We start from the raw sequence: 23844 nt of genomic DNA on the forward strand, positions 1-23844 counted from the left end.
AGAGACCGTTACGATCTCGCTGGATCTTCCCCAGTTGTGGGCACTGGACCTCGGTCCGGCGGGTTGTGCTTTGTGATGTATCAGGACATGCTGACGAAACTGCATCAGGACACCCGTGACACGTGGTGTATCAGGACATCCCTGACACTTTTGCCTCAGGACATCGGTGACACTTGAGGGTCAGAGAGTGGTGCGTCTGCAGCCGCGGGGTTTGCCCGCTGGGGACGTATTTCGTGCCGAGTGCCGGCCAGGGATCTGATGACGAGGGTGTCCCGGGATGGGCGCGTTCTGCGAACTGTGAGCAGAACTGCTGGCTGGAGTGCGCCTCACCTTCAACTCGGCCTCGGGCACAGACGGTGCCCTTGCCGCGTACACGATTTCATAGCAAGGCAGACTTGTCGGTCCATGCCGATCAGACTGGTGCTTCGCGTCCATCGAGCTGTGCGCCCAGATTGGGGCGTCGTGACTTGGCGTGCTGAGACATAGTGTGAGTGCATGCTTTTTGATGAACTCGGCGAATCTGCACGCCTTCTCATTCGCAATCGGGCCAAGGCGTTCGGTGAAGAACTGACCCGACTCGCACGCGAATATTCGAACGCAACTTCAGCCGAACTGACCGAGGCCCTCAACCATGCTCCGCGCGAGCAAAAGGCTAAGCTCGGCCTGCTTCTAGCGCGAGTCGCTCTCGAGGACGCAATGGAATCGCGATCTCGCGAATTGCTTGGTCGATTTCTCTTCCGATTCGGAGCACACCTCAAGGCGAGCGTTAGTGTCCCCGGTCTCGCTCCTGCGCAGAGGCTTTGCTTGGCTGTTTCAGCGGAGGAGGTCTTCGACGCACTACCGAACCCGAACAGTAGTCAGCGAGCCGAGGTCGCTGCGATTCGAGCTCGCCTCGCTGGTCCTAAGGTAACCGACAACGATTGGAAGAAGACAGTCGGGGTAACGGCTGCCGAGTTCACGTCGCTGATGGAGCAGTTCGCGCGCGAGCTAGGCGAACGTCGGGTAAGCACCGCGGAAAGAGTCCGCCCTCACGTACGCGCCTCGAGGGAGATGGACAAGTCAATGCCGACCCATCCGCTCCCTGGTTGGCTGTCGATAGCCTTCTCGACAACGCCAGATCCTCTCGTAGCTGCCACTGCAAACTGGAAGCCTGCAGAAATACGGGCAGCATCACCCGCATCAATTGCTCGCGCGTGGTCTGCGTTTCGCGAGGGCGAGTATCTCGTAGCTCGTTCAGAGGTCGACGAGCTGTTGGCCAAAATCGACGACAAATGGGGGCCAACGAGCGGCGCCGATGCGATCCGTTCGTGGAATTGGTTGCGCTTGGTGGTTGAGCTTGCCGCTATTGAGAGCCAGGAGTCACCCGACGTTCGACGGTCCTCAACGTCTGCCTGTGTCTTCTTGAACAAGTGTCTTCCTGACGACGTTGAGTTACTCGAGCTTCTTCTCGAACGAGCGATCGGGGACTTCGTTGCTAGTGATCTCGCGAGTAGTCGAGCCCTCAGTGCCTACACGACCCGACTCGTAGCGGATCTCGGGCACGAGGCGGCTCTCGCAAGCTATGCGAACCGGGATAAGGCAGCACTTCGATCGCTCTGGTCGGAGCGATATCACTTAGACGCAAGCGACGGCCGAAGCACGGTAACAGCGGCTTCGGCCGTCGTCTCAAGATTCAAGCAGTCGACACAGAAGCTCTACCTCGCTGCGCGCGACGGCGGAACGCCTGCGCGAGCGCTTCGAGAGGCATCTCATGAATTTGTTGAGTTCCTCGACGAAGCCGAAGGTGTTCTATTCTCTGAGTGCCTTGAACTTGCACAGGACGCCGAGCGCCTAGTCAGGGCGGAGGGCACGAATCATCGAGATCTGCGTGAATTGAAGGACGCTCTCGGCGCTGCTGGGGCCGCAGTTGCCGCGTCAGGTAGCGATGTGCTCCAGGACTTCTTGGCACCACTCGTCGAACTTACGATCGCTGAAGCCCGTCGCGCAGCGACCCGTCTTGGAGACATCTCGCGTCCTGAGGTTGCAGCTCAGCTTTCCACGTCGAAAGTGCCATTTAGCGCGGCAGCGGGCTCACCGATCCGGATCCCGTTTATCGTGACCAACTCCGGAAATGCGACCGCCGAATCGATCACACTTCGAGTCGTAGAGGAGCAACTCGCGATAGATACCACGGCGCGCCTGGATGCCCTCGGGCCTGGGGCACAAGCGGAGATTGTAGTAACCACAATCGCAACCGGAAGTTCGCCGCGGGCTGTTCAACTCACATGCCACCTTCAGTGGACAGATCCACTCCTCCAGTCCTTCGGAGGCACGCAACAGTTGCCGGCAGAGGATCAAATGCCGGTCGCGTGGACGGATAGTGACGTCAATCCGTTCAGCCTTGGAACTATCTCCGAGCCAGAACGATTGGTCGGCCGAGCGGCCGATCTGGCGTCGCTTGATGCCCTCATCGCAGGCAAAGCATCGGCATACATAACAGGCCATAAGCGAGTCGGCAAGACCTCCTTGACTCGAGTTCTCCTGCGCTCCATCAGGGAGACTCGCGGATGGGCTGGAAGCCTGCTCCCACTCGGCAGAGCTCTCGGTCAAGACCAATCGGCCGGCGACTTGGTATACGCCCTGCTTGACGAGATCCTTGACGCCGCCCAAGCCGTCTACGATAGTTGTCTCGACGAACTGGGCGAAGTCCACGTGGACGAATCCGGCAACTTCGCTAGAGCCGCGAACCGTTGGCTGAGGGCAGCGGCCAGGGCACTCCCGTCAGATGCTCGGGTCATCGTCGCAATCGACGATTTCGACGAATTACCGCAGCATTTGATCAGCGGACCCCAGGCCGATGCTCTATTTCTGTTTCTGCGGTCACTGGTAGACGAACCGTGGCTCAATTTGATCGTCGTAGGAAGCGAGATCTTGCCATCGATCATTCAAGCGCAGGCGCACAAGCTCAACCAGGTAGTTCCGGTTTCAGTTACCAACTTCCCCTCTCGCGCCTCGACCGCCGAACTGCTGGAGACACCCACTGCTGACCGCTTGGAGTGGCTCAGCGACGCAATCGACCGCGTTCACTACCTTTGCGCCGGCAATCCTTACTACGAAACTCTCCTCGCTCAACGCTTGTGGCAGACAATGCGTGAACGATCTCGCTCAGTCGTAACATCAAGCGATATCGACGACGCCGCCAACTCGGTCGCGCGGGAGGCCTCAGACTCACACTTCATCCACCTTTGGGCAGACGGTTCGAAGGGTTTGGACCACACTGCACGATCCGCAATCGTGGCAAGCGCAATCATTCGTTCCGTCGCTCGATGTGGCGGTGAAACACTAGCACCGGCTGCATCTGAAGAAGTAACACGCGTTGCACAGAGCTGGATTCAAACTGCTACCACCGACGAGCTGAATCAAGCAATTGCAGCTCTAGCGGCACGTGACGTCTTGAGGCCAGGGCCGTCTGCGAACAGTCTGCTAATCGGAATTCCCCTGGTGGGAATATGGCTGCTTGCAGCAGGGGGACGGGCATTGGATGGCGTATACGCCACATCCAAACACGCGACTGCGACAGTCAGAATGATCACAGATTCCGATCTCGTTGCGCTCGCTCGCCAGCTCCGATATCGCGGCGAGCACGTGACTGAGATCCGCATTCGAGCGTGGCTCGAGCAATTCGGTGATCACTACCGGCAATACCTAGCGTTCAAAATGCTGAGGCGAATGGTATTCGACGGATACTTCACTTCGACACGTCTCCAAAACATAGAGCTGCCAAGACTTGCGGCGGCAGTCAACGAGTTGGGTGCAGCGCGTCAGTTCGTTCGGGAAGCCAACAATCAAGCATTGCGAAACGCGTTCCTGATTGATCATGGCGTCCCAGGAGACAGCACGCAGGGCACAACGAGCGCACTCGCAAAAGCCTTGAGGGTCAAGAAGGCGAACATTATCAAGCCGTCCCTGATCCCCGAGAGACTTCGAGGCCAGAACTCAGCGGTTCTTTTTCTCTTGGACGACTATGCGGGCACTGGCACCCACCTTCGGGGCGAGATGGCGTCAATTCTTGAGATCATCGGCGAAATGGGTGAGGACTGGGCCGAGCGGATCAATGTGGTAGTCGGCGCTAGCGTCGTATCCGATGTCGACGACTTGCCTGCCTCAGACGGGCCCGTGACGATCGAAGCCGCCTGGGGAACTTACCTTGGCGACAGATTTCGCCCGTTCAATCCAGAGTCGGGCGTTTTCGACACAGCTAAGGAACGCGAAGACGCCGAAGACATCACCTCCTCGATCGGTCGGGCTCTGATGCCGAACAATCCACTGGGTTACGGTGGCCGAGCCCTTCTGACTCTGTTCGAGTTCAATTGCCCGAACAATGTCGCGCCTATCTTTTGGCGTTCCGGCACGGTGTCCGGGCAACCGTGGATTCCGCTGTTTGAAAGGGCGACCTGAGTCTCAGTTAGAACCAATGTCGCTGCGGGAGAACCACCCCTAGCCGGAATACCGGGCAGGGGTGGTCCGCCGGCGGGGCTTGACCCGTGATTGTGGACACGGTGTCGTTTTGGTTTATGCCGCTTCCGCGAGGGTAGCGTGTGCGGCGGTCTCGTAGGTGTTCGGGCTGATGTTCCCGATCGCTGAGTGGCGTCGGCGGGTGTTGTAGCGATTCACCCACCGGAACACGGCCCGGTATGCGGTGGCCTGGTCGGGGAACGCGGTCCGGCCCTCGAGGAGCTCGCGTTTCAGTGACGCGTTGAACGACTCGGCGAGAGCGTTGTCGGCGGACGAACCGATCGCGCCCATCGACTGGACCACGCGCAGCTTCTTGCAGAGCTTCACGTAGGCGTTCGACGTGTAGACCGACCCGTGGTCGCTGTGAAAAACGGCTCCGGCGAGTGTTCCCCTGTCGCGCGCCGCGGCCCGGAGAGCGTCTTCGACGAGTTCGGTGCGCATGTGGTCGGCGATCTGCCAGCCGGCGAGTTTCCGTGAGCACAGGTCGATGACCGTGGCGAGGTAGAGGTTGGCGCCGTCGGCGATGGGCAGGTATGTGATGTCGCCGACGTAACGGCGGTTCGAGTTCTCGGCGGTGAAGTCCCGCCCGATGAGGTCGGGGAACCGGCGCCCGGACTGGTCCGGGATCGTGGTCTTCACGCGGCGGCGCAGCCGGATCCCGGCAAGCTGGTGCTCGCGCATCACCCGGGCGACCCGCTTGTGATTGACCCGCTCACCGGCCGGGACGCCGTCGTTGAGTTCCGCGGTAACCCGTGGGGCTCCGTAGGCGCGGTCGCCGCCCCGCTGAGGGTCTTGCACCACCCGGACCCGGTCGGCGAGCACCGCGTCTGCCTCGGCCCGCGCAGCGCGTCCCGGGGCTGCGGCCAGCCACGCGTAGAACGAGGACCGGGCGACCCGAATGACCTCACACAACCGCTTCACGCCGTGGGCGTCCTTGTGATCCTGGACGAACTGGAAGCGGTTCACCAGTTCGTCTCCCCGGCGAAATACTTCGCCGCCTGACGGAGGATGTCTCGCTCCGTCTCAAGCTTTCGGGACTCGGCCTGCGCGGCCGCGAGTTCGGCTTCCAACCGGGTAATCCGCGCCGCCTGCGATTCCGGGCCGACACCCGGCACGGGCAACGCCTGGGCATCGATCCTGGCCCCACTGCCGAGCTTGTCAGCCCAATCCTTCAACGCGCCCCGAGAGATCCCGAGGTCGACCGCAATGCCCTTCAGCGTCGCACCCGGCGTCGACTCGAACAGGTCCACCGCCCGCTGCCGGAAATCGTCCGTGTAGTTCTTCCTAGCCATCCCTTGAATTCTCGCTTCCCCAGCACCGTGCTGGAATCAGCGTGTCCAAGACCAGGGGTCAAGTCCCGACATCTACGTTCCCCCGCCAGAGCACGAGAGGGGGTGAGGAGCCTGGAGAACTGTGACATGAGCGCAGTCCGCGGTCGAGCGTCACAGGTAGGCAGGGAAAATCTCGGCGAACTTGTTGGCCATGCTGACCAGCCACTGCGCGAGCACGGATGCGTGCTCTTCATTGCGCCAGTCGCCAAGCTTGCTAGGCCGATGTTGCGACCCCTGATGACCTTGCTAATCTCGTCCTCCCAATACCTCGGGTTCGGATCGAGAAGCGCGAGCGGGCCGCCTCCGGCGATCTTTTGCCAGGCAGATGTGAACGCGAGCGACGTCTCTGCTGGCTTCACGTTCGTGCGGCTCCCCCGCTGCTTGAGAAGCCGGAGGGCAAATGCATGCACGCCCGCGAAATCCACTCGACCGACGGCGTCTGGAGCCAGCCTCGCGAGCAGGTTGCCGAGGACATCCGGCAGCGTCCGGACACATGAGGTAACGAGAACTTTGCCGCTTTGCGATCGCGCGAGGTACGCCGCACGATGAAGACCAACGACTGTCTTTCCGGTGCCGGCCGCACCGCAGCTACGGGACGGGCCGTTGAAACTGCGCCGGACCAGCTTGACAGAGACATGCTTTTGTGTCGACCACAAATAGACCCCTCGGCCCGACAAGCACGTGGTCGATTTGAGCGCGCGATCTCGACCCGGGCCAACCGCGATCGTGAAGGAACGAGTAGCCCGCCGCAGAAAGCAGGGCTAAGCTCCCTGGAACCTGTCGCTCAGTCCGGTGGGTCGCGAAGGAGAAGTGACGCCGCTAAGACAGGGCGAAACCGTCGGTGGCTGTGCCTAGAATCGTCAACACAGGCATCGCGTGATTCGCCTTCGGGGGTGTGCATGGGGTCAATAGCCGCGTACGAAACCTGCAGCGGAAAGCGCTATCGAGTTCGTTACCGAAAGCCCAATCACGCGATTTTCGCGTTACCTAAAATCGCCCCCGTGACCAGCAATTTTGCTACACCCAAAATGTGCCCCTGGAGGGACTCGAACCCCCAACCTTCTCCTTAGGACGGAGCAGCTCTTCCATTGAGCTACAGAGGCCAGCGCTCTCAGCCTACCGGAGGCCGCGTCGGGGTGCCGTCAGGCGGCCACGCTCAGGTAGTCACGCCACTCCGCCTGGGCGCCCTCGACGCCGCGGACCACCCAGGAGCTGTCGTGCGGGGCTCGTGGGGTGAGCTTCAGCGTCCAGCCCATCTCGGCCGGGGTGCGGTCGCCTTTGACGTTGTTGCAGCGTAGGCAGCAAGCGACGAGATTCTCCCAGCTGTCCGCCCCGCCGCGGGAGCGCGGGAGGACGTGATCGATGGTCGTCGCCGTCTTGCTGCAGTAGCCGCAGCGGTGGCCGTCGCGTCGCAGCACCCCGCGTCGGGAGACCGGCACCGCACGGCCGTGCGGGATGCGCACATAGCGGGTGAGCAGGATCACCGACGGGCGGTCGTACCGTCCGGAGATGCTCCAGACGGGGTGATTCGCATCGCTCGCGAGCACGGTGGCCTTCTGATTGATGACGAGCACGATTGCACGCTTGAAGGAGACGACCGCGAGTGGCTCGTAGCCGGCGTTGAGGACCAGAGTCTTCATCTGCGACCTTTCGGGTGTACGAGGCAAACAAAAAGGGCACTGTCCGAACGGACAGCGCCCTGGAAGACGGCGGCATGGTGGCGGCACACCACGTAGTGGCGGTGGCAGGCCTCGACATGGTGGCGGCAGGCGAGGAAGTCGCGGCGAGGCGACGGCAGGCGACTCTCGCGATCCTCCGAGTGGAGGCCGCTCTCGCCCCCGGTGGCCACCTGCGGTGACCTCACTCGGGTCGACTCGGCCATCGGATTCTCCGATCTGCACGGCTGCCTGGCACTGCGCCAGGGCAACAGAGTAACGCAGAAATGGCGCGCCACCTATTCGTGGCACGCCAGTCCCTTGAGCGTGATCCGCAGTGTTCACCGCGGATTCGGCCGTCAGATACCCAGACGGACGATGTAGTAGTCGCTGGTCCAGATGGGCCGGATCGAGATGGAGCGGCCCGAGTCGGGAGCGTCCATGATGTTGCCGTTGCCCGCGTAGAAGCCGTCGTGGCCCGGCATGATGACGATGTCGCCCGGCTGCGCGTCCTGGATCGAGATGCGCTTGCCCATCGCCGCCTGGCCCGACACCGAGTGCGGCAACGAGATGCCGAACTGGGCGTACACGTACATGACGTAGCCCGAGCAGTCGAATCCGGCGGGGGTGGCGCCTCCATAGACATAGGGGACGCCGATGTACTGCTGCGCCACCGAGAACACCTGCGACAAGCTGAAGCTCGGGTAGGGCGGCTTGGCGAGGAAGTCGGAGACGGTCGGACCGCTGTAGCTGGCGTAGCTTGCGAACGACGCGGCCGCGCGCTGGCGAGCGGCCTCCGCTGCGGCGGCTGCCGCCGTGGCGGCCTTCTGCGCGTCGAGCTCCTGCTGGCTGGTCGCCGTTGCGGCGTCACGGCTCACCTCCGACGCGGCGACTCCCTCGGCGACCTCGACGGACTGCGCCTGGGCCTTCTTCATGCCGTCGGCCGCGGTCGGGCCGAAGGCGGAGGACTCCGCGCCGGCGGGGTTGAAGGCGAAAGCCGGGATCGACATGGTGGCGATGATGCCCGTCGCCACGGTCATGACGGCGACGTTGAGCACCCAACCGCCCTTGCGCTTCTTCGCGGCGGGCTTGGCCCCCGCGGTCACGGCGGCGACAGCGGTGGATGGCGCGGGCTGCGGCTTCGGTGCGCGCGGCGCGGACGACGGGGCCTTCGCGGTGCGCAGCCCCTGTCGCGACACGAGATCGACGGCTGTGGACGCGGTCGACCGGGTCGAAGAGGTGATGTCCGGGTCCTGAGGGGCTCGGTCCTGGGCAGGATCGGGCGTACCAGAGTGTGCCAAAGTGCATCCTCCTGCGCTCCAGCAGCACTAGGGAGCTGCCCCTGTCCGATGCGTTAGCTTTCGGCTTCACCGGCCGGGAGACAGGTCTCGGAGGGGTTGGAACGTCCCGGTCAGGGTCCTGATGGGCCGGCTTCTGACCCGTTCGGACTCGTTAGAGACTACGGGACGGCCCGCGATTTGTCACATTGTTTGACGCGTTTTCTAACGAATCGGTAACGGCGATCACGCGTCGACGAAGATGTGCGCGGCGAGCTCGTTCGGCAGTTCCAGCCCGTTCTCGAAGCCGTCGATCTGCACGGACACGTACGAGCCCGCTGCGGCGAAAGTGCCGGTCGACCCGGGAAAGACACCCGCCTGCTTGAGTTGGAGGAGCAGCTCGGGATCGACCTGGGCCGGCTCGCCCAGACGGCGGATTCTGGCAGTCACCTCAGAATCGCTGCCGCGCACGACGTCGACGAGGTTGACCAGGTTCTCGGTGGAGGCCGCGTCGGGGGCACCGAGCTCGCCGAGCCCCGGGATCGGGTTGCCGTACGGTGACTCGGTCGGATGGCCGAGAATCGTCAGGAGCTTGCGTTCCACCTGCTCGCTCATCACGTGCTCCCAGCGGCAGGCCTCCTCGTGCACGTACTCCCACTCGAGCTCGATCACGTCGCTGAGCAGCCGCTCGGCGAGACGGTGCTTGCGCATGACGTGCACGGCCTTCCTGCGGCCGTCGTCGGTGAGCTCGAGATGCCGGTCGCCGGAGACGACGACGAGACCGTCGCGCTCCATGCGCCCCACCGTCTGCGAGACCGTCGGTCCGGAGTGCCCCAGGCGTTCTGAGATGCGGGCGCGCAGCGGGACGATGTTGTCCTCCTCCAGCTCCAGAATGGTGCGAAGGTACATCTCTGTCGTGTCGATCAGGTCGGTCATGAACCCCTCCACGTGCCGGCGCGCGAATATGCGCGTATGAGCCTACTTGCTGCGGATGACAGCGAGGTGACCGCGACTCGTAAGCGCCGGCGGCGGGCTGCCTCAGGTTTCAACAGCCAATACACTTCAGTTATGCCGGACGTGACCATTCCCACCGACCTCCTGCCCGCCGACGGACGATTCGGCTGCGGCCCGTCCAAGGTGCGGCCCGAGCAGGTGGCCCACCTCGCCGGCCCCGGTGCCGAGCTGCTCGGCACCTCCCACCGACAGGCGCCGGTCAAGAACCTGGTGGGCCGGGTCCGCTCGGGTCTCGCCGACCTGTTCCGCCTCCCCGACGGGTACGAGGTCGTCATCGGCAACGGCGGCTCGACCGCCTTCTGGGACGCCGCGGCGTTCTCGCTCATCGAGCAGCGCAGCGAGAACCTTGTCTTCGGCGAGTTCGGCGGCAAGTTCGCCAAGGCGGCGAAGGCGCCGTGGCTGCAGGCGCCCCGCGTCATCGAGGCGGCCGCTGGATCGCGGGCCGAGGCCGAGGTGGAGGCCGGCGTCGACGTCTACGCCTGGCCGCACAACGAGACCTCCACCGGCGTCATGGCACCTGTGAAGCGCGTGAACGGCGACGCGGGCGCCCTCACGGTGATCGACGCGACGAGCGCGGCGGGCGGCGTCGACTTCGATGTGACGGAGACCGACGTCTACTACTTCGCGCCGCAGAAGAACTTCGCGTCGGATGGAGGTCTCTGGCTCGCGCTCTTCTCGCCGGCGGCGATCGAGCGCGTCGAGCGCATCGCCGCAAGCGACCGCTACATCCCCGAGTTCCTCAGCATCGCGAACGCGATCGACAACTCTCGCCTCGACCAGACGCTGAACACCCCGGCGGTGGCCACGCTCGTGCTGCTCAAGAACCAGATCGAGTGGATGAACGCGAACGGCGGTCTCGCCTGGGCCGACGCGCGCACGAAGGAGTCGTCGGACGCGCTCTACACCTGGGCCGAGAGCGTCGACTATGCGACGCCGTTCGTCGCCGACCCGGCGCACCGCTCGCAGGTGGTCGTCACCATCGACTTCGACGACGCGATCGACGCCGCGGCCGTCGCCAAGACGCTGCGCGCCAACGGGATCGTCGACACCGAGCCCTACCGCAAGCTCGGCCGCAACCAGCTCCGCGTCGCCACGTTCACCGCCATCGAGCCGGCGGACGTCCGCGCGCTCATCGGCTGCGTCGAGTACGTGGTCGAGCGACTGGGCTGATCGGGAGGGGCCGACCGTGCGGCTGTGGCTGCGTGAGGACGAGCGCCGACCCGATCCGGTCCCCGCTCCCACGGACGATCGGCGGGCCGTGCTCGTCGGCCTGGGCATCTGGGTGATCGCGTTGATCCCGACCCTCGTCTTCGCCGCGCCCATCACCGCCGCGGGAGGCCGCTGGTGGATCTGGACGGTGATCGTCGGGATCGCGCTCGGCCTAGTCGGCTTCGCCTACCTCAGCATCGCCCGCGCCCGACGCCACCGCTGAGTCGTCGGCGTCGTCGGGGGAATCGTCGATGTCCGATTCGTCGATGTCCGATTCGTCGGCGTCCACGTCCTCCGCGCCGTCGTCGTCCGCGAGCGCCGCGGCCTCCTCGGACGCGAGGTCGAGCTCCGGGTCGACGTCGGTGTCCTCGTCGTAGGCGACGTCGACCGAGTCGATGTCGACCCCGTCGAGGTCGTCGTCGCCGAGGAGGTCGTGTATGTCGTGGTCGTGGTCGTCGTCGGAGTCGTCATCGTCGGACTCGTCGTCCTCGTCGTCCTCGTCGTCCTCGTCGTCCTCGTCGTAGTCGTCGTAGTCGTCCTCGACGTCCTCGTCGTCGCCGCCGTCCTCGTCGTCGCCCTCGGCTCCGGCCTCCTCGGCCTCGGCGGCGAGCGCCTCCTGAGCGGCCTGGTACTCGGCGAGCCGCTCGGACCACGGCACCCAGTCGGGCGCGAGGAGCGCGTCGTCGCCGGGCATCAGCTCGGCTTCCAGCACGGTCGGCTGGGCGCCGTCGTCGGCACGACCGACGGTGACGGTCCAGTACCAGCCGGGGTAGCCGGCGAGGGTGGAGGCGAACAGCAGGGAGACGACGTCCTCGGCCTCCACGATGTGCCCGAGGGGCTCGCCGATGGCGGCCTCCGGGGTGATCTCGGCCAGCGCCGCGCGCGCGAGCGGAACGGCCGCGACGAGGTCGCTGATGTCGCCGCGATCCCTCACCTCGGCGCCGTCGCCGCGATCGGACACCTCGCCGTTGGTCACACCGCCGCCGCTCACGTCAGCGTCTCTCACGTCGCCGTCGCTGACCTGTACGTCGTCGCCGATCGCACCCTCGACGGCATCGCCGCCGATCTGCTCGGCGCCAATCTGCTCGCCGCCGATCTGCTCGCCGTCCACGGCTTCGTCGCTCCTCCCGTCGTCAGGCATCCAGGTCGTCCGCAACCCGGCGCAGCACCGCCGCGATCTTGGCGCCGTGCGCCTTGTCGGGGTACTTGCCGCGGCGCAGGTTGCCGCCGATGCCGTCGAGCAGCTTCACCAGGTCTTCGACGATGATCGCCATGTCGTCGGCCGACTTGCGCTTCATCTTCACCAGGCTCGGAGGGGCCTCCAGCACCCGCACGGAGAGCGCCTGCGCCCCGCGCTTGCCGTCGGCGATGCCGAACTCGAGTCGGGATCCCGCCTTCACCACGGCACCGGCGGGCAGCGCCGAGGCGTGCAGGAAGACCTCCTGGCCGTCATCGGCGCTGATGAAGCCGAAGCCTTTCTCCTCGTCGTAGAACTTGACCTTGCCGGTAGGCATGGGAACCTCACTTCACATGGGGGATCGAATGACCAACCTCAATTATCCTTGATTTCGTGACCCAGCAGACCCCGCCCCCGACATCCCGGCTCCAACGCGTGCTCTCGTACATCGTGGCGGCGCTCGTCGTCGTGTCGTTGGTGTGCATCGCGGCCATCCTCATCGGGTCGGCAGCGGGCGGAATGCCACAGCAGGGATCGGGCCAGGGTCTATGGCCGGTGGTCTTCCTCTTCCCGCTGATCGCCCTGCCGATCGCGTTCCTCCTGCTCATCGCGCTCATCGTCATCACCGGTCGGCAGCGCAGCAGGGCGGCCAAGGCCGCGACCCGAGCCGCAGCCGTCGCTGCGTCGACCAAGCCGAAGACCGGGCCCAAGGGCCGGCGCTGACGCGGCCCGCCGGACCAGCGCGATGACGACGACGCCCGCTCTGGCCGCGCGACTGCGCGCGATGCCGGACGATGAACTCGTCGCCGCCCTGCGCGCGCGCCCGGTGCGGCGGTCTGGCATCTCCGACTTCTTCGATCTCGCGGAGGCCCTCCTCGATCCGGAGGCCGTGCAGCGTGCGCTCGCTCCCCTCGACCGCCTCCAGCTCGCCGCCCTGATCGTGCTCGGCCGGGAAGACGACGCACGCTCCCCCGAGTGGCTCGCAGAACGCCTCGGCGAGCACCCGGCGACCGCCGGAACCGGCGCCCGGCACACTGCGGCCGCCCTCGCCGCCCTCAGCGGCCTCCTGCTCGTCCACCCTGCAGACGGAGGCGCCGCGCCCTACGACGCCGTCACCGCGCGGCTGGATGCCGGTCGGCAGGGCGGCCTCCCACGCGCGGAGTCCGTCCTCGCGACCGCGCCTCCCCCGCTCTCGCCCGTGACGGCGGAGGCCGACCTCCCTGCCATCGACCGGCTGGCGGCCGAGCGCGCGTTCGAGGCGGTCGCGAGCGTATCCGAGCTGCTCGCGGAGCTCGGACGCGAGGGGGCGCGCGAGCTGCAGAAGGGCGGGCTCGCGCTCCCGGCCTCCAAACGGTTGGCGGAAGCGCTGGCGGTGGATACCACCGCGGTTCCGACCATCCTGTCCGTCGCAGGCCGTGCCGGTCTGGCCGCCGTAGCCGACGGCCTGTGGCTCCCCAGTGCGGATGCGGCGGCCTGGCAGCACGCCACGACCCCGGACCGCTGGCGAGCCCTCGCGTCCGCCTGGCTCGCCGCGCTCCCTGCCGATCTGTCGGCCCTCTTCGCCTCCCGGAGCCGGGCGCGGTGGGACGACAGCCTGCGCGCGCACATCGCCTGGCTCTACCCGGCGTCGGCGACCGAGGCGCAGCAGCGCATCGCCGAGCGCGTCGCGGAGGCCGAGCTCCTGGGGATCACCGCCCGCCGCCTCCCGAGCAGTGCGGGAACGGCCCTGTTGGAGGCAGGACCGGCCGCCGCGGCGGACGCGATGGTCGCCCACTTCCCCGCCGAGGTCTCGAAGGTCTACCTCCAGCACGACCTGACCGTGATCTCCCCCGGCCCGCTCGCTCCGGAGGTCGAGTCGCGGCTGCGCACGATGGCCGACTTGGAGAGCCGGGCGCTGGCCTCCACGTTCCGGTTCTCGGCGGCCTCCGTCGCCCGGGCGGTGACGGCTGGTGAGACCGCGGGGAGCATCCACGACTTCCTCGCCGCTGTCTCCCTCACCGGAGTCCCCCAGCCGCTCGACTACCTCATCTCCGACGCCGTCGAGCGCCACGGCCGTGTGCGCGTGCGTGGCGCGAACGACGGGCGGGGGGTGGTGCGCTCCGACGACACTATGCTGCTCGGCACGATCGCGGTCGACCAGTCGCTCTCGCAGCTGCGGCTGGTGCGCGTCGACGACACGACGCTGTCGAGCCGGTTCCCGCGCGACGTCGTGTTCTGGGCGCTGAGCGACGCGCGCTACCCCGTGGTCGCCGAAGACGCTTCCGGGGCCGCCGTGACGCCGCGGCGCCGCACCGTCACCGCCCGTGCCGCGGTGGAGGCGCGTGACCCGGACGCCGAGCTGGTCGCCCGGCTGCGGAGGGAGGACGCCGCCGACGCGGACGCCGGAGAGCAGTGGCTCGCCCGCCAGCTCGATCAGGCTGTGCGCGCACGGCAGACCGTGATCGTCCAGGTGGCGATGCCCGACGGCCGCCTGGTCGACTATCTGCTCGAGCCGACGGGCATCGGCGGCGGACGGCTCCGCGGCCGCGACCGGGCTGCGGACATCGAGCGGACTTTGCCCCTCTCCAGCGTCAAGGGTCTGCGCAGCGTAGACTGAACGGTCATGTCCGATGGCCCCCTGATCGTCCAGAGCGACCGCACCGTCCTGCTCGAGGTCGCGCACCCTTCGGCGGCGGACGCCCGTCACGACCTCGCCGTCTTCGCCGAGCTGGAGCGGGCTCCCGAGCACATCCACACCTACCGCATCACCCGACTGGGGCTGTGGAACGCGCGTGCGGCCGGACACACCGCCGAGGACATGCTCGGGACGCTGGAGAAGTACTCGAAGTTCCCGATCCCGCAGACGGTGTCCGTCGACGTTTCCGAGACCGTGTCGCGCTACGGACGCCTCGTCATCGAACGGGACGCGGAGGGCACACTGCTGCTGCGCTCCCCCGACCGGGCGGTGCTGCTGGAGGTCGCGACCGCCAAGCGCATCGCGCCGCTGCTGGTGGAGCGCCGCGACGAGACGACCTTCACGGTGGAGGCCTGGGCGCGCGGCCAGCTCAAGCAGGAGCTCGTGAAGCTCGGCTGGCCTGCGGAGGACCTCGCCGGCTACACCCCGGGCACCCCGCACCCGATCGACCTCGACGAGAGCGACTGGGCGCTGCGCGACTACCAGCGCAAGGCCGTCAGCAACTTCTTCGACGGCGGCTCGGGCGTCGTGGTCCTCCCCTGCGGCGCGGGCAAGACCCTGGTCGGCGCCGGCGCGATGGCCACCGCCAAGACGACGACGCTCATCCTCGTGACCAACACCGTGTCAGCGCGGCAGTGGCGCGACGAGCTGCTCAGGCGAACGTCCCTCACCGCCGAGGAGATCGGCGAGTACTCGGGCCAGGTCAAGGAGGTCAAGCCGGTCACGATCGCGACGTACCAGATTCTCACGGCGAAGCGGAGGGGCGAGTACGCGCACCTCGCCCTCCTCGACGCGCTGGACTGGGGCCTCGTCGTGTACGACGAGGTGCACCTGCTACCCGCGCCGGTGTTCAAGCTGACGGCGGAGTTGCAGGCGCGACGCCGGCTGGGGCTCACGGCGACCCTCGTGCGCGAGGACGGCCGCGAGGGTGACGTGTTCAGCCTGATCGGTCCCAAGCGCTTCGATGCGCCGTGGAAGGAGATCGAGTCGCAGGGCTTCATCTCCCCCGCCGCCTGCTTCGAGGTGCGCATCGACCTCCCCGCCTCCGACCGGCTGAGCTACGCCGCAGCGGCGGACGACGAACGATATCGTCTGGCCGCGACGGCCCCGGCCAAGTTGGAGGTCGTGCGCCGACTGGTCGACCGGCACGCCGGCGAGCGCATCCTGGTGATCGGCCAGTACCTCGACCAGATCGACGAGCTCGCCGAAGCGCTCGGCGCTCCGCAGCTCACGGGCGCCACACCCGTGGACGAGCGGGAGCGGCTGTACCAGGAGTTCCGCGTCGGGACGACGCCGGTGCTGGTGGTCAGCAAGGTCGCGAACTTCTCGGTCGACCTCCCGGAAGCGACAGTCGCCATCCAGGTATCCGGGTCCTACGGGTCGCGTCAAGAGGAGGCCCAGCGTCTGGGCCGCCTGCTGCGTCCCAAGCAGTCGGGGCTGTCCGCGAACTTCTACACGCTGGTCTCGCGCGACACCGTCGACCAGGACTTCGCGCAGAACCGCCAGCGCTTCCTCGCGGAGCAGGGCTACTCGTACACCATCCTGGACGCGCACGCGCTGGCCGTGGCGTAACCTGACCTCCCTCGAAGGGCACCTTAACGCCCCTAAAACTGACCTGTAAGGGCGTTGACGTGCCCTTCGGCGTCAGTCGGCGGCGAGGCGGGAGAGGGTGCGGCGGGCGGGGACGTCGTCGGGGGCGTCGCGGACGGTGATGAGAGCCTTCCAAAGCGCCCAGCCGCGGGCGCGCGCCCAGGTCGCATCGTCGAGTGCGACGGAATCGCGGAAGGCACGACGGGCGCTGCCGTCGAACATCGTCCACGCCGGCACCAGGTCGCAGGCGGGGTCCCCGACGCCGGACGTCCCGAAGTCGATCACCGCCGCGAGGCGTCTGTCGCGGACCAGGAGGTTGCCGGGCGCCGCATCGCCGTGGAACCACACCGCGGGCGCATCCCAGCGCGAGCCCTCGGCCGCATCCCAGATCCGTCGAGCGCGGCGCGGGTCGATGTCCCTCGCTCCAGCGGACATCGCCGCAATCGCCTCATCCCGGTACACACCGGGAGGGTCGCCGCGGAAGAAGTTGTGGGTGCCCGGCAGCGGACCCCTGGCGGCCTCGGCCTCCCGCAGCGCGGTCAGGAAGCGGCCGAGGTCCTCGGCGAGCGCGATCTCGTCGACCTCGCCCGCCAGCGTCAACGGCATGCCGGGCAGCCAGCGGTAGACCGACCACGGGAACGGATACCCCGCGCCCGGCTTTCCCTTCGCGACGGGCGCGGGGATCGGCAGCGGAAGCCGTGGTGCGAGCCGCGGCAGCCACTCGTGCTCCTTCGCCACCTGCTCGAGGTAACCGCGGGCGCTCGGCAGGCGCACGCTGAAGTCGTCGCCGAGCCTGAACGTCCGGTTGTCCCAGCCGTCCAGCTCCACGGGCCGGACGGGCAGCCCGCGATACTCCGGGAACTGGGAGTCGACCAGCCGGCGGACGAGCGCGGCGTCGATGAGGGGGCGGTCCGTCATCCGCGCTTCACGTACCGCAGGAGCAGGGTTCCGTCGGACTGGAGGACGTGCGCGAGTCGCATGCCGACCGGGAGGATCGGCGCGGCGCCCGCGGAGATGCGCGAGGCGACCCCGCCCTCCAGCGTCGCGCCGATCGTCAGGCAGAGCTCGTCGACGGCGCCGGCCGCGATGAGGTCGCCGAACAGGTGCGGGCCGCCCTCGCAGTGGATGCGCGACAGTCCGCGTGCGACCAGCCCCTCCACGAGTTGACGCGGCTCCACCCGCTCCTCGCCGCAGATCAGGACGTCGGCCACCTCGGCGAGCGCCTCCCGCGTGTCCTGCCGGGAGCGCTCGGTCGTGACGACGATCGGTCGCTCGGGCGCTTCGTGGAAGATCGGGCTGGCGGGGTCGAGGTCGAGGCTCGCCGAGACGATCGCGAAGACGGGGTGCACGGTCATCCCGGCCTCCCGTCTGGCGCGCTGCGAGACCTCGTCGACGCGCATGGCACCGTAGCCCTCCGCGCGCACGGTGCCTGCCCCGACGAGCACGACGTCGCACAGGCTGCGCAGGATGTCGAAGACGCGGTGGTCGGCGTCGCCCGATAGGCCGCCGGAGAGCCCCTGCCGGGTGGCGGCGCCGTCGATGCTGGAGACGAAGTTCACGCGGAGCCAAGTGGGCTCGGCGCTCGCGGAGTAGAGCTCGGCGATCCGGGCGTCTCCGACGCCCTCCTCTGCCGGGAGCGGGAAGATCTTGTCGATCGCGGCCTCAGTCATTCACGTCGCCCATGTTGTGCTTGAGGTAGGCGGGCTCGCGGAGCCCGAGGATGGCCTCCGTCATGCGTGCCGCGGCGACCGAACCCGCCACGTCGTGCATGCGGATGATGCGGGCTCCGTTGACGATCGCGACGACGGCGGCCGCGATCGAGCCGTCGCGGCGCTCGGCGCGCGCCGCGTCGAGGGTCTCGCCGATGAAGTCCTTGTTGGAGACCGCGGCGAGCGTGGGATAGCCGAGGTCGGCGATCTCGGAGAGCCGACGAGTCAGCTCGAGCGAGTGGAGCGTGTTCTTGTTGAGGTCGTGGCCGGGGTCGAGGATGATCCGCTCCTCCGGCACCCCCGCGGCGTTCGCGCGCTCGACCCGTTCGAGCAGGAAGGCGGCGATCTCGCCGGCGATGTCGTCGTACGCCGGCCGCGGGTAGACGCTGCGCGGGGCCGCGAGGCTGTGGGTGAGCACGAGCGTCGCCTCGCTGTCGGCGAGCACGCGGGCCAGGTCGGGGTCGCTGAGACCCGTGGTGTCGTTGATCACCGTCGCGCCGGCCGCGATCGCCTCGCGGGCGACCGCCGCGTGGAAAGTGTCCACTGAGATGACGACGTCGGAGCCGGCGCGCAGTTGCGCGACGACGGGGACGATGCGGTCGGCCTCCTCGGCGGCCGGGATGGGCGACCCTGGTGCGAAGGGCGCCCCGCCGATGTCCACCCAGTCGGCGCCCGCCTCCACCGCGTCGAAGCACGCGGCGACAGCTGCGTCGAGCGCGAAGGTACGCCCCTGATCGAAGAAGGAGTCAGGTGTGCGGTTCACCACGGCCATCACGGCCACCCGCCGGGAGAAATCGAACGTGCGGGCGCCGATGGTGCGCACAGGGATGCGGAGCGGCGGGAGGTACATGGCGTAGTCGGTCTCAGAATGCTCGGAGGTCCCGGATCGCTCGGACGTCTCAGAGGGCGGCAAGGTCGACGCTCTCGTCGGCGAGCCGCTGGCGGTCGACCGGCTCCGTGGCGCGGATGAGGCGCTGGATCTGCTCCTGCACGTCCCACACGTTGACGTTCATCCCGGCGACCACGCGGTCGTCGCGCAGCCAGAAGGCGATGAACTCGCGTGCCTCCACGTCTCCGCGGAAGACGACGTCCGCTCCGGTCGCCAACGGCGCATAGCCCGAATACTCCATGCCCAGATCGTATTGGTCGGAATAGAAGTACGGGATGTCGTCGTAGCTCGCGTCCTCACCGACGATGGCGCGCGCTGCGACCGTGCCGCCCGCGATCGCGTTGGCCCAGTGTTCGTTGCGCAGACGCCGACCGATCGCCGGAAGGAACGGGTTCGCGACGTCACCGACCGCGTAGACGTCCTCGATGACCGTGCGCATCCCCTTGTCGGTGGGCACTCCATTGTCGAGGGCGAGGCCGGAGCGCTCCGCGACGAGCGTGTTCGGTGCAGCGCCGACCCCCACCACGACCACATCCGCCGGGATGCGCTCCCCGGACGCCAGCACCACCGTGTGCTCGTCGCCGCCCTCGACCGCGACCACGTGCGCGCCGCTGCGGAACTCCACGCCGTGGTCGCGGTGCAGCGTCTCGAACACGTGGCCCAGCTCCGGGCCGATCGCCGACCCGAGCGGCACCGCCGCCCTCCCGACCACGGTGACCTCGTTGCCGTAGCCGCGAGCGGCCGCCGCGACCTCCAGTCCGATCCAGCCGGAACCCGCGATCACGACCCGGCGGCCTCCCACCTCGAGGGCGGAGCGCAGCCGCTGGGAGTCTTCGATCGTTCTCAGAGTGAAGACGGCGCCCTGACCGCTGCCCGGCACGCCGAGCGGCCGAGGGGACGCGCCGGTGGCCAGCACGAGGCTGTCGTAGGTGATCCTGGCGCCGCCGGTGACGAACAGCTCGTGCGCACCCGGGTCGAAGGAGCCGGCCTCCGACTCGGGCAGGAACTCCACTTGGTTGCCGGCGTACCAGTCCTCCGGCTTCACCGTGGCGTCCTCGAACGGCGCCTCCCCCTTCAGGTACTCCTTGGAGAGCGGGGGCCGGATGTACGGGTGGTGCGTCTCGGCGCCGAGCAGCAGGATGCGGCCGGCAAACTCCCGCTCGCGCAGTTCGACAGCGGTCGTGGCTCCGGCCAGACCGCCTCCGGCGATGACCACAGTGGGGTGGGACATGTCGTGCTCCGATCGCTGGTTCTTTCAGCATCCACTCTTCACACTGCCCGCGCCAGCCCCTTACACGCACCGCGCACCGTCGGCTCACAGCTAGAATTCAGCGGACGCGCAGATACTGATTCGCATGAACGCAGGACCCCGCATTCTCATCGTCGACGACGAGCCGAACATCCGCGATCTCCTCACCACCAGCCTCCGCTTCGCCGGCTTCGCCGTGCGCGCGGTCGGCAACGGCGCTCAGGCGATCTCCGCAGTCCTCGAAGAGGAGCCCGACCTCATCATCCTCGACGTCATGCTCCCGGACATGAACGGATTCGGCGTCACCAAGCGACTCCGCGGCGCGGGTTACACCGCGCCCATCCTCTTCCTGACCGCCAAGGACGACACCGAAGACAAGATCACCGGGCTGACGGTCGGCGGCGACGACTACGTCACCAAGCCGTTCAGCCTCGACGAGATCGTCGCCCGCATCAAGGCCATCCTGCGCCGCACGATGCAGGCCGACGAAGACGCCGTGATCCGCGCCGGCGAACTCACCATGGATCAGGACACCCACGAGGTGTTCGTGGGCGACACCCCCATCGAGCTCAGCCCGACCGAGTTCAAACTGCTGCGCTACCTGATGCTGAATCCCAACCGGGTGCTCTCCAAGGCGCAGATCCTCGACCATGTCTGGGAGTACGACTTCAACGGCGACGCCGGAATCGTGGAGTCGTACATCTCCTACCTGCGCCGCAAGGTGGATGCGCACTCCAGCGAGCCGCTCATCCAGACCAAGCGCGGGTTCGGGTACATGCTCAAGGCCGCCAAAGCGTGACCTGCCGCGCACATCCGCGGCACAGCCTCCACTGCATAGACTGACGGCCTGATGCACTCACGCCTGCTCGACCGCTGGAACGCGATCTCCCTGCGTACGAAGATCACCGGGGTGACCGTGCTCATGCTGACACTCGGGCTGCTGGTGACCGGGATCGGCACGATGTCGATGCTGAAGCCGGTGCTGCTCGAGCAGCTGGACGCGCAGCTCTCGGCCGCGTCGGGTGCGACGTACGTCAACACGTACCTGTACGGTTCGTCGTCGGATCAAGACAAGATCGCGACCGACGCGAGCCCGTCGGACTACTTCGCGGCGCTGTACGACTCCAACGGCAAGCTGGTGAAGACGAACTGGACCAACATCCCGTTCGCGCACAGGCCGGCGATCCCGAGCAGCCTCTCGCTCTCGGAGGCCAAGGCCATGCCCGTCGGCGGCTACCCGCTGCTCAGCAACGACGGCAGGACGTCGTACCGCGCCCTCGTCACGACGCAGACCTTCGCCGGCACCGGCGAGCTCGCGACCGTGATCATCGCAACGACGACGAGCCAGATCGACACGGTGATGGCCGCCTTCCTGGCGATCTTCCTCGGCTTCGGCGTCATCGTCATCATCGTCGGCGCCGGCCTGACCCGAATGCTGGTGACGACGACGTTCTCGCCTTTGCGCGAGGTGGAGTTGACCGCCGCTGCGATCGCGGACGGCGACTTCAGCCAGCGCCTCGGCGGGGCGACGCCGAACACCGAGGTCGGGCGGCTCAACCGCTCCCTCAACACCATGCTGAACCGCATCGACCGTGCGTTCAACGACCGCGCCCGCACCATCGACCAGATGCGGCGGTTCGTCGGCGACGCCTCCCACGAACTGCGCACGCCGCTGGTGTCGGTGCGGGGCTACGCCGAGCTGTATCGGATGGGCGCGCTGCAGACCCCGGAGGATGTCGCGCAGGCGATGGACCGCATCGAGAAGGAGGCCATCCGCATGGGCCTCCTGGTCGAGGATCTGCTCGAGCTGGCGCGCCTCGACGAGACCAAGCCGCTCGAAGTGCACCCGGTGGACCTCGTCCGGATCGCCAGGGACGCCGCGATGGACGCGATGGCCGGCTCGCCCGGCCGCGTCGTCACCGTGCTCACGCCGAGCCCGGTGCCGGCCCCGGCATCGTCGGAACCCGCAGAACCCGCGGAGCCCGGCGTGGACACCGTGCCGTATACGATCCCCGACGAGGCCTCCCGCCCGACCAACGCTACCGGCCCGATCGCCTTCGCCGGCTCCGCGCTGGCGCGCCTCCGCCGCGGCAACCGCAGTCGCCGCGGCACCACGGGGCCGATCGCGGTGACGACGACCGAGAGGGTCGTCGTCGCCGCCCCACCTGCGGAGCCCGCGATCGTGATGGCGGAGGAGAACAAGATCCGCCAGGTCGTCACCAACCTGATGGGCAACGCGCTGCGCTACACCCCGGAGGACAGCCCGATCGAGATCGCGGTGCAGGTCGACCACCGCGCCGACCGCGCTCTGCTGGAGGTCCGCGACCACGGCGAGGGCATCCCGACGCAGATCCGCGACAAGATTTTCCAGCGCTTCTGGCGCGCCGACACCTCCCGCGCCCGCGAGACCGGCGGCAGCGGCCTGGGCCTGGCGATCGTGTCGTCGATCGTGGTCGCCCACCGTGGCACCGTGGAGGTCGTGGAGACCGACGGCGGGGGTGCGACCTTCCGGGTGTCGCTGCCGCTGGCGGACCCCGACCGCGCGGCGGAGGCCGCACGCGCCAGCGCCTGAACAGCGGCAGAGCAGCGCGTGACCAGCGCCTGGTCAGCGCCCGCCGGCGACGCGCAGCGTCGTGGCCGTGACGTAGCTCGCGTCCGGCCCGAGCAGCCATTCGACCGCGGCGGCGATCTCGTCCGGCTCCGCCGCGCGCTGCAAGGGGATGCCCGCGGCCATCCGCTCCACCCTGCCCGCGTCGCCGGTGGTGGCGTGCAGCCCGGTGTCCACCAGTCCGGGAGCGACGGCCACCACGCGGATGCCGTGCGGGCCGACCTCCTTGCCCAGACCCATGGTGAATGCGTCCAGCCCGGCTTTCGCAGCGGCGTAATGGGTGTACTCGCCGGGGCTGCCGAGGGTCGCGGCGCCGGAGGTGATGTTCACGATCACCCCGGCGGCGCCGAGTCGCAGGAACTCGCGCACCGCGAGTTGCGCACCGAGAACGGCCGCGACGAAGTCCACCTCGATCGTGCGCCGCACTTCGTCGGCCGGCGTGTCGGCCAGCGGCGCGTAGCGCGTGCTGATGCCGGCGTTGTTGACCAATGCGTCCAGACGCCCGAATCGCTCCGCGGCGACATCGAACGGCGTATGGATGCCGCGGTCCGTCGCGAGGTCCGCACGGACCAGCTCCACACGGGAGCCGCTGCCCGCGACGGATGCGACGACCCGTTCTGCAGCGGCCTCGTCGGAACGGTACGTGACGACGAGGTCGAATCCCGTGCGTGCCAGCCGCCGGACGATAGCGGCGCCGATCCCTCGCGAACCACCGGTCACGATCGCGACGGGACGTGGGCTCTGCATGAGCCCAGCCTATGGCTGGCGCCCGCCGACCGCTTCAGAGCCGACCTGCCACCCACTGGACGACCGCCCAAGCCTGAGCGTCAGAGCCCGATTTCGCGGCGACCTGGATCCACATGTCCCCGACCAGACAGCGTGGCGGGTCGCGAAAGCATCCGCAGCGTCGCGGAGGACGGAGACGGCGCCGAGTAGCCGGAGGCGCCGTCCCTGTTTGTCCCGAAAGG

19 protein-coding genes, 1 tRNA gene and 1 pseudogene are annotated in these 23844 nt (G+C 67.5%); 8 read left to right on the forward strand and 13 right to left on the reverse strand.

Annotated elements, in window-relative coordinates:
• Positions 1 to 495: 495 nt before the first annotated feature.
• Positions 496 to 4437: a phosphoribosyltransferase-like protein gene (locus ACPPVW_RS02300; protein ID WP_426624939.1), complete on the forward strand. Its 3942-nt coding sequence runs from the start codon at positions 496 to 498 to the stop codon at positions 4435 to 4437.
• Positions 4438 to 4551: 114 nt separating this feature from the next.
• Here the strand turns inward: ACPPVW_RS02300 and ACPPVW_RS02305 are convergent.
• The 6 genes and pseudogenes from ACPPVW_RS02305 to ACPPVW_RS02330 form a co-directional block, all read right to left on the reverse strand.
• Positions 4552 to 5786 (reverse strand): IS3 family transposase gene (locus ACPPVW_RS02305; RefSeq protein WP_426624940.1). Its coding sequence is split into 2 segments (ribosomal slippage): positions 4552 to 5477 and positions 5477 to 5786, totalling 1236 coding nucleotides; the frame shifts between segments, so codons are not numbered across the junction.
• Between the two features lie 627 nt (positions 5787 to 6413).
• Positions 6414 to 6608 (reverse strand): annotated as a pseudogene (locus ACPPVW_RS02310) (nuclease-related domain-containing protein); the annotation flags it as partial.
• Between the two features lie 248 nt (positions 6609 to 6856).
• Positions 6857 to 6928: transfer RNA gene (locus ACPPVW_RS02315), tRNA-Arg, on the reverse strand.
• 39 nt (positions 6929 to 6967) lie between these two features.
• Entirely contained in the window at positions 6968 to 7465 is a 498-nt protein-coding gene (locus ACPPVW_RS02320) for an HNH endonuclease (RefSeq protein ID WP_426624941.1), read from the reverse strand.
• 374 nt (positions 7466 to 7839) lie between these two features.
• Positions 7840 to 8781 (reverse strand): C40 family peptidase, encoded by a 942-nt coding sequence (locus tag ACPPVW_RS02325; protein WP_426624942.1) that lies wholly within the window; start codon positions 8779 to 8781, stop codon positions 7840 to 7842.
• Between the two features lie 222 nt (positions 8782 to 9003).
• Positions 9004 to 9693 (reverse strand): metal-dependent transcriptional regulator, encoded by a 690-nt coding sequence (locus ACPPVW_RS02330; protein WP_426624943.1) that lies wholly within the window; start codon positions 9691 to 9693, stop codon positions 9004 to 9006.
• Between the two features lie 132 nt (positions 9694 to 9825).
• On the opposite strand from ACPPVW_RS02330, the gene serC reads away from it, so the two are divergent.
• On the forward strand, positions 9826 to 10941 hold the full coding sequence (serC, locus tag ACPPVW_RS02335; RefSeq protein ID WP_426624944.1) for a phosphoserine transaminase: 1116 nt from the start codon (positions 9826 to 9828) through the stop codon (positions 10939 to 10941).
• A 16-nt stretch (positions 10942 to 10957) separates the two neighbouring features.
• Positions 10958 to 11203, forward strand: a complete 246-nt coding sequence (locus tag ACPPVW_RS02340; RefSeq protein WP_426624945.1) for a DUF2530 domain-containing protein — start codon at positions 10958 to 10960, stop codon at positions 11201 to 11203.
• Here ACPPVW_RS02340 and ACPPVW_RS02345 read toward each other — a convergent pair.
• Both ACPPVW_RS02345 and ACPPVW_RS02350 read right to left on the reverse strand, forming a co-directional pair.
• Positions 11153 to 12121, reverse strand: a complete 969-nt coding sequence (locus ACPPVW_RS02345; RefSeq protein ID WP_426624946.1) for a DUF3027 domain-containing protein — start codon at positions 12119 to 12121, stop codon at positions 11153 to 11155. The two genes, ACPPVW_RS02340 and ACPPVW_RS02345, sit on opposite strands and share 51 nt — an antisense overlap.
• Positions 12114 to 12494, reverse strand: coding sequence for a cold-shock protein (locus ACPPVW_RS02350; protein ID WP_426624947.1), 381 nt, complete (start codon positions 12492 to 12494; stop codon positions 12114 to 12116). Before ACPPVW_RS02350 ends, ACPPVW_RS02345 begins: the two co-directional genes overlap by 8 nt.
• 56 nt (positions 12495 to 12550) lie before the next feature.
• On the opposite strand from ACPPVW_RS02350, the gene ACPPVW_RS02355 reads away from it, so the two are divergent.
• The 3 genes from ACPPVW_RS02355 to ACPPVW_RS02365 are packed head-to-tail and all read left to right on the forward strand — an operon-like array spanning position 12551 to position 16403.
• The gene (locus tag ACPPVW_RS02355) at positions 12551 to 12880 is read left to right on the forward strand and encodes a hypothetical protein (RefSeq protein ID WP_426624948.1); all 330 of its coding nucleotides are present in this window, start codon (positions 12551 to 12553) and stop codon (positions 12878 to 12880) included.
• Between the two features lie 22 nt (positions 12881 to 12902).
• Positions 12903 to 14753: a helicase-associated domain-containing protein gene (locus ACPPVW_RS02360; protein ID WP_426624949.1), complete on the forward strand. Its 1851-nt coding sequence runs from the start codon at positions 12903 to 12905 to the stop codon at positions 14751 to 14753.
• Between the two features lie 6 nt (positions 14754 to 14759).
• A complete protein-coding gene (locus tag ACPPVW_RS02365; RefSeq protein WP_426624950.1) occupies positions 14760 to 16403 on the forward strand; it encodes a DNA repair helicase XPB in 1644 nt (547 codons plus the stop codon).
• 72 nt (positions 16404 to 16475) lie between these two features.
• Here ACPPVW_RS02365 and ACPPVW_RS02370 read toward each other — a convergent pair whose 3' ends face one another.
• From ACPPVW_RS02370 to ACPPVW_RS02385, 4 genes are read right to left on the reverse strand one after another with little or no spacing between them, the layout of a single operon-like run.
• Positions 16476 to 17339: an aminoglycoside phosphotransferase family protein gene (locus ACPPVW_RS02370; RefSeq protein WP_426624951.1), complete on the reverse strand. Its 864-nt coding sequence runs from the start codon at positions 17337 to 17339 to the stop codon at positions 16476 to 16478.
• The gene (locus ACPPVW_RS02375; protein ID WP_426624952.1) at positions 17336 to 18091 is read right to left on the reverse strand and encodes a pyrimidine reductase family protein; all 756 of its coding nucleotides are present in this window, start codon (positions 18089 to 18091) and stop codon (positions 17336 to 17338) included. Before ACPPVW_RS02375 ends, ACPPVW_RS02370 begins: the two co-directional genes overlap by 4 nt.
• The gene (folP, locus tag ACPPVW_RS02380) at positions 18084 to 18980 is read right to left on the reverse strand and encodes a dihydropteroate synthase (protein ID WP_426624953.1); all 897 of its coding nucleotides are present in this window, start codon (positions 18978 to 18980) and stop codon (positions 18084 to 18086) included. The genes ACPPVW_RS02375 and folP overlap by 8 nt, the downstream gene beginning before the upstream one ends.
• A gap of 49 nt (positions 18981 to 19029) precedes the next feature.
• Positions 19030 to 20250, reverse strand: a complete 1221-nt coding sequence (locus ACPPVW_RS02385; protein ID WP_426624954.1) for an NAD(P)/FAD-dependent oxidoreductase — start codon at positions 20248 to 20250, stop codon at positions 19030 to 19032.
• Positions 20251 to 20374: 124 nt separating this feature from the next.
• On the opposite strand from ACPPVW_RS02385, the gene ACPPVW_RS02390 reads away from it, so the two are divergent.
• Together ACPPVW_RS02390 and ACPPVW_RS02395 are read left to right on the forward strand one after the other, a co-directional pair.
• Complete coding sequence (locus tag ACPPVW_RS02390) at positions 20375 to 21067, forward strand: response regulator transcription factor (protein WP_018191755.1); 693 nt, start codon at positions 20375 to 20377, stop codon at positions 21065 to 21067.
• Between the two features lie 51 nt (positions 21068 to 21118).
• Complete coding sequence (locus ACPPVW_RS02395) at positions 21119 to 22840, forward strand: ATP-binding protein (protein WP_426624955.1); 1722 nt, start codon at positions 21119 to 21121, stop codon at positions 22838 to 22840.
• A gap of 33 nt (positions 22841 to 22873) precedes the next feature.
• Here ACPPVW_RS02395 and ACPPVW_RS02400 read toward each other — a convergent pair whose 3' ends face one another.
• Positions 22874 to 23623 (reverse strand): SDR family NAD(P)-dependent oxidoreductase, encoded by a 750-nt coding sequence (locus tag ACPPVW_RS02400; RefSeq protein ID WP_426624956.1) that lies wholly within the window; start codon positions 23621 to 23623, stop codon positions 22874 to 22876.
• Positions 23624 to 23844 lie beyond the last annotated feature (221 nt).

Origin of the sequence: Leifsonia sp. McL0607 (assembly GCF_049993355.1) — a bacterium.
In the GTDB taxonomy this organism is placed as follows: Bacteria; Actinomycetota; Actinomycetes; order Actinomycetales; family Microbacteriaceae; genus Leifsonia.